Raw genomic sequence first — 5,531 nt, 5'->3', positions numbered from 1 at the left:
CTTGCACTTAATATGATGGAGCATATTGCCGTTACAAAAAAAATTCCCTGCGGTTTTTTCTCACTGGAAATGTCTTATGCCCAGATTGGTCAGCGTCTTCTTTCACAGAATGCACGCATACCAGGAACAAAACTAAGAACTGGTATGCTTAAACTCGATGACTTCCAGAAAATCAATGATGCTGCAGGCCGCTGCTATGATGCACCTCTTTATATCGTAGATACTCCTAACATGCAGTTAATTGACCTTCGTGCAATGGCACGCCGTATGAGGACAAATCAAAAGGTCGAAGTTATATTTATTGACTATATTGGTCTTATTGCAACAGAAAATTCAGCCGCTCCTGTTTATGAGCAGGTTTCAGAAATATCAAAATCATTAAAATCTCTTGCCCGTGAACTTAATATTCCGATTGTAGCTCTCTGTCAGGTAAGCCGTGATGCCGAAGGAAACGAGCCATCATTAAATCAGCTTAGAGGTTCAGGCTCAATCGAACAGGATGCCGATGTCGTTATGTTTATTCACCGTGAGCGTAAAAAGCAGGAAGACGGAGAAGCAGAGCCGGTTCAGGATGCAAAAATAATCGTGGCTAAACAGCGAAACGGTCCTATTGGGGATGTCCCGCTCTTATTCCTGAGTTCAATTACAAGATTTGAAAATAAGGCAAATGAAGAATGAGCGGAAAATTCATAGTAAAAGCACTTAAAATGGTTGCAGGCGGTGACTGTCTTGCACAGATTAACGGGAAAAATGTTTTTATTCCTTATGCAGTTCCCGGTGAAGAATTAGAAATTGAAATTATTAAGTCTTTTCGTGATTACGATTTTGCAAAAATTGTCAGGATTTTATCATCTTCAGAACATAGAGTAGAGCCATTTTGTCCTTTATATGGTAAATGCGGCGGCTGTAATTTACAGCATATTGATTATGAATATCAAAAAGAACTTAGAAAGTCTATTATTGCAGACTGTTTTGAGCGTGAAGGAATTAAATGTCCGGAAATAGAAATCATTTCAGGAACTGATAAAGCTTATAGAAGCAGAATTCAGCTTACGGACGGCGGATTTAATAAAAAAGAAAGCAATGAAATCGTTAATCTTCAAAACTGTCCGATTGCAACTGAACAAATAAATGAATATCTTTCAAAAATTCCTCAAAATCAGCGTCCTGAGAAAAGGGTGCATCTTTTTGGAGATAAACGAATTCTATCAGATAAAAAAATTATTGTCGCAGAAGAACGTGAAAAAACTTCAAAAGAAATAAAACTTCAGGGAGGTGCAAGCAAAAAACGAAAAGAAAAACTGCATCTTCAAAAAAGCAGATTTTTTTCAGGAACGACATTAAATCAGAACAACAGGTGTGAACTTGAACTTCTTGGAAAAAAAATTGCTTTTGATGTACAGGGATTTTTTCAGTCAAATCTTGAAGTTCTGGAAAAGACAATATCTGAAGTTACAAAAAATCTTTTTGGAAAGACAGTTCTTGATATGTACTGCGGATGCGGCACTTTTTCCGTGTTTTTAGCAGATTTATTTGAAAATGTAATTCTTGTTGAGCATAACCGGGATGCTCTGGTTTTTGCTGAAGAAAATCTTTCAGGAAAAAAACACGAAAGTTTCGGCTTAAGCGGTGAAAAATGGATAAAATACAGTTTGCCTCAGGTTTTATCAAATTATGGCTCAATTGATGCGGTTGTTATTGATCCTCCGCGTGCCGGAATGGAAAAAGATGTTAAAAACTGGCTTTGTTCATCAAAAATTCCTCAGATTCGTTCTGTGAGCTGTAATCCAAGTACACATGCCCGTGATGCTTTATCGCTGGTAAAATCTGGTTACAGTCTTTCAAAGCTTTATCTTCTTGATTTTTATCCGCATACTTCACACATAGAATCTCTTGCATATTTTGATTATACTGAATAAAAAATGAAAAAAAACTGCTGCTCATTTCTGAAAATTTTCGTTTTGTTATTCTTTACATTTAAACTTTTCTCACAAAATCAGCTCAGAACTGTTGATTTAAAATCTTTGTCTCCTTCCTGGCAGGCTGTTATTGGCGGTGAAGCGGTTTCACCCTGCGTTGATACTTCGTATGGTGTTGCACTTGTAAGTGACGGACGGCTTTTATCAGCATGTACAAGTTCCGGAAATGTTATCTGGCAAAGAAGCATAAAGGGAAGGCCTACAAAATATATTTCTTCATTCGGAGATTTTTTATATGTTGTTACTGATTTATCCAGTCTAAGTCTGATTAATCCTTCTGGAATGACATTATGGACTGCAAAATGTCAGTTTAATATAAATGATTTTCCTTTAGTTGGAAATGATGGCAGGGTATTTGTTAAAGGCAGTAAATCAATTGCCTGTTATGGACTTGATGGAAAACGAAAATGGTTTCTTAACTGTGAAGAATTAGCTTCTTTTCCATTGCTGGCTCTTGAAGATGGTTCAATTCTTGCAATTTTAAAAAAGACTTCCGGCGGAAAAAGTCTGGCAAACAGGTATTCTCCATTTGGAAGAAAAATCGAAGACATTACTTTTTCAAATACTGTTTCAACTGCTTTGTCCTGTGAACAGGGAGTTTTGATTTCCCTTAAAAATGGTTCGATTGGACTTGTCACTCTTAAAGAAAATTCTGCTGTTTCAAAATGGGTTAATGGTTCTGGAAATACAGCCGGTTCTTTTAAAATCTGTTATTCAGCAAAAACTGAAAATTCTGCGTTCTTTTTTCAAAATGGAAATAAAACAGAGGCTGTAATTGTAAAGACTGAAAGTGGTGAAATTTTAAATCGTTTTCAGGTAGGTCAGATTGCTCCAAAAGATTTTCAGATTGCAAAACCGACTCAGTCCGGCTTTTTTATAAGCGGTATTCATACTGCATGTGAATTTAATGAAAACGGCACAATTTTATATGCTGCCCAGCTTCCTCAAAAAAATATCTGGAATTCCATTGCTTATACTGATAAAAATTACTTAATTTTATGTATGAAAGACTGGTCTATGAAAGCGTATCTTATGAATCAGCTTGAAAATTCAAAGATATTCTCAGTTTCTTCGAAAAACCATTCAATTTCTTATGTAAAATCTAAAAAAGTTGATTCTGTATCTCTTGGATTAGGAATCAGACCTCTTAATGTACAAAAAATGACAGAAATATCTCAGGCATTTTCAAAAGGTGATTATGGAGAAAATGAAGAAGAATATCTTTCTCTGATAAAAACTGAAGCAGAAAACTATATTAGTTCATATGCAACCCTGACAGTATTTCAAAGTCAGAATAAGGGAAATTTTTTTGCTGAAAATGCTGTTTATACTCAAAATCTTCTGTATCTTATGGCAGAAACTGGAACAAGGGAATTTTCTGTTTATTTTGCGAGATTATTGCAGACACAGACAGATTTAAGTCAGTTATCGTCAATAATAGCTTTTGCAGGTTCCTGCGGATATGATGAGGACGGACAAATGCTTTCAGCGTTAGAAAATCTGGTTGTGAATAAAATAAAACCGTCTCAAACGGCAGTTTTAAAATCAATATGCGATTCTACTTACGAAATCTGCCGTTATATGGGGCGTCCTGCTTTAAACCGACAGGGAAAGAATATTTTATCACATTTGTTTTATCCGCAATATGATAAATCAATCAGAGATTATTCAAGAAATGTACTTTCTAAGATGATTGAATTAGAGAAAAAGTGACAATTTCTTTTACATATGATATAATAGCTTTGTTCTTTAAAAAAAAGGAGGAGTTAATGAACTCACAAAAAGTTTTAAAAAAAACATTGACTATAATACTTGCAATTTTTGCTGCAGCAAGTATTAGCGCACTTGAAGTTGACCGGAATGAAATTCAAAGTACAGGCGGGGCAGATACGGTTGTTTTCAGAAACTATTCTGGCCCTCATTCTGTAATTAATACAATAGCTGAAATCAGGCAGATTGGTTCTTCACTTGGAGAACAGGTAAATGGTAATCTGCAGAAATCAGGAACATTCGGTTCTTCAAACAGATATTCTGTAATTCATGCAGTTGATTTAAATACAAAAGAAAAACTTGATGCAGATATTCTGATTATCGGAAAAAATGCAACCGTTGATCATATTACAAACCTTCGCCGTATAATTTCGGCTTATCTTTCTGCTGCTTATGGTTATTCAAATCGTGATGCAGATACAATTGCAACTTTCGTAACAGTTTATAATGCTGTTTACCGTGGACAGATTGACACATACAATTCAAAATATAAAGACGTTGTAACAAAAAATCTTTCAGCATCAATCGTTGGTCTTTCTACCGATTATCGTGAATGGCCTGGAAAATCTCAGATTGTAATTCCTCTTTCAGATCTGGCAGGCGGTTTAAGTACTGTTGATACATCCCTTATTTCGGACAAACAGGTAATAAAATCAATGCAGGGTGAAGACGACAAAGGTGTTGATTCCAGAAAGGGAATGGTTGATATAAAAGAGCGTGAAGCTGATAATGAGCAGGAAAAAGCTGATTCTGCTCAGAAAAAAGCAGATGACGAAAAGGCAAAACTTGCAGAAGAGCAGAAAAAATCAGCTCAGGCTAATAAAAATGCAGCTTCTGCTCAGAAAAAGGCAGATGAAGCTAATAAAAATGCAGCTTCTGCTCAGAAAAAGGCTGATGAAGCTAATAAAAAAGCTCAGGAAAATCCTGATGATAAAAAAGCTCAGTCTGATGCTTCAAAAGCACAGAAAGAAGCCGATTCTGCTAAAAAAGAAGCTGACTCTGCTCAAAAAGAAGCAGATGAACAGAATAAAAAGACAGAATCTCAGTCTCAGACTGCTTCAAGTGCACAGAAATCAGCAGATGAAGCTCAGGCAAAGGCTGATCAAAAACGCAGTGAAGCTCAGGAAGAAAGAACTTCTATTGCAAAAGACCAGCAGTCACTTATTAAGGAATCTTCTCAGAATGCAGATGGTAATGTTATTTACGGCTTAAAAGTTCTTGATGATGCCGGAGTTACAAGTGAACTTGTAAAAATGGACAGCCAGACAGGCACTGTATTAAAAGAATCTCCTGTAACTGTAATCAGGGGTAGAACAGCTTTTGATGCCGGTGACAGTTTTATTGCAATTGCTGGAACCAATTTTGGTAATGGTGCTGTTCGTCTTGTTGCTATCGATAAGAAAAATCTTGAGATAGCAATTGAAAGTGCAGAAAAACTTTCTGAAGTTTCAGTACTTGTAGAAAAAGAAGGCAGTTATTTCTGTACAATTCAGGAAGGTTCTGACTATTATATTGGAAAATATAATGATAAAGTTGAAAATCAGCTCAAATCTCAGGTAAAAGTGAAGGCTTCAACGCCAATTACTATTACAGCAAAAGGAATTCTGGTAACTGATTCAAACGGTCAGGCAATTGTTCTTAATCCCCAAGATTTGTCAAGCATTTCTCCTGCATCGGCTCAGGATAACAGAAATGCTTTACAGAGAGCAGCTGATTCAGCATCAAATGTTTATAGTAATGCAAAATAAAGCAATTTTTATTTAACTTAAAAGGCGGCTTTTA

At 35.9% G+C, this 5,531-nt stretch carries 4 protein-coding genes; all 4 read left to right on the top strand.

Going from position 1 to position 5,531, the window contains the following annotated elements:
- Window positions 1-678, top strand: a 678-nt coding sequence (locus ACKI5B_RS00020) for a DnaB-like helicase C-terminal domain-containing protein (protein ID WP_407424904.1), incomplete at its 5' end; no start/stop codon positions are given.
- Window positions 675-1,919: a class I SAM-dependent RNA methyltransferase gene (locus ACKI5B_RS00015; protein WP_407424903.1), complete on the top strand. Its 1,245-nt coding sequence runs from the start codon at window positions 675-677 to the stop codon at window positions 1,917-1,919. The genes ACKI5B_RS00020 and ACKI5B_RS00015, both read left to right, overlap by 4 nt.
- Window positions 1,920-1,922: 3 nt before the next feature.
- Window positions 1,923-3,692: a PQQ-binding-like beta-propeller repeat protein gene (locus ACKI5B_RS00010; RefSeq protein ID WP_407424902.1), complete on the top strand. Its 1,770-nt coding sequence runs from the start codon at window positions 1,923-1,925 to the stop codon at window positions 3,690-3,692.
- 56 nt (window positions 3,693-3,748) lie between these two features.
- The gene (locus tag ACKI5B_RS00005) at window positions 3,749-5,497 is read left to right on the top strand and encodes a P83/100 family protein (protein ID WP_407424901.1); all 1,749 of its coding nucleotides are present in this window, start codon (window positions 3,749-3,751) and stop codon (window positions 5,495-5,497) included.
- The last annotated feature ends 34 nt before the right edge of the window (window positions 5,498-5,531 follow it).

This window comes from Treponema sp., from assembly GCF_045657965.1.
Lineage (GTDB): Bacteria > Spirochaetota > Spirochaetia > Treponematales > Treponemataceae > Treponema_D.
This window is presented reverse-complemented; position numbering and strand designations above follow the sequence as displayed.

Bases quoted from the DNA above. Each gene is read 5' to 3' on its own strand.
- ACKI5B_RS00010 (WP_407424902.1), top strand. From the start codon at position 1,923: ATGAAAAAAAACTGCTGCTCATTTCTGAAAATTTTCGTTTTGTTATTC.
- ACKI5B_RS00005 (WP_407424901.1), top strand. From the start codon at position 3,749: ATGAACTCACAAAAAGTTTTAAAAAAAACATTGACTATAATACTTGCA.
- ACKI5B_RS00015 (WP_407424903.1), top strand. From the start codon at position 675: ATGAGCGGAAAATTCATAGTAAAAGCACTTAAAATGGTTGCAGGCGGT.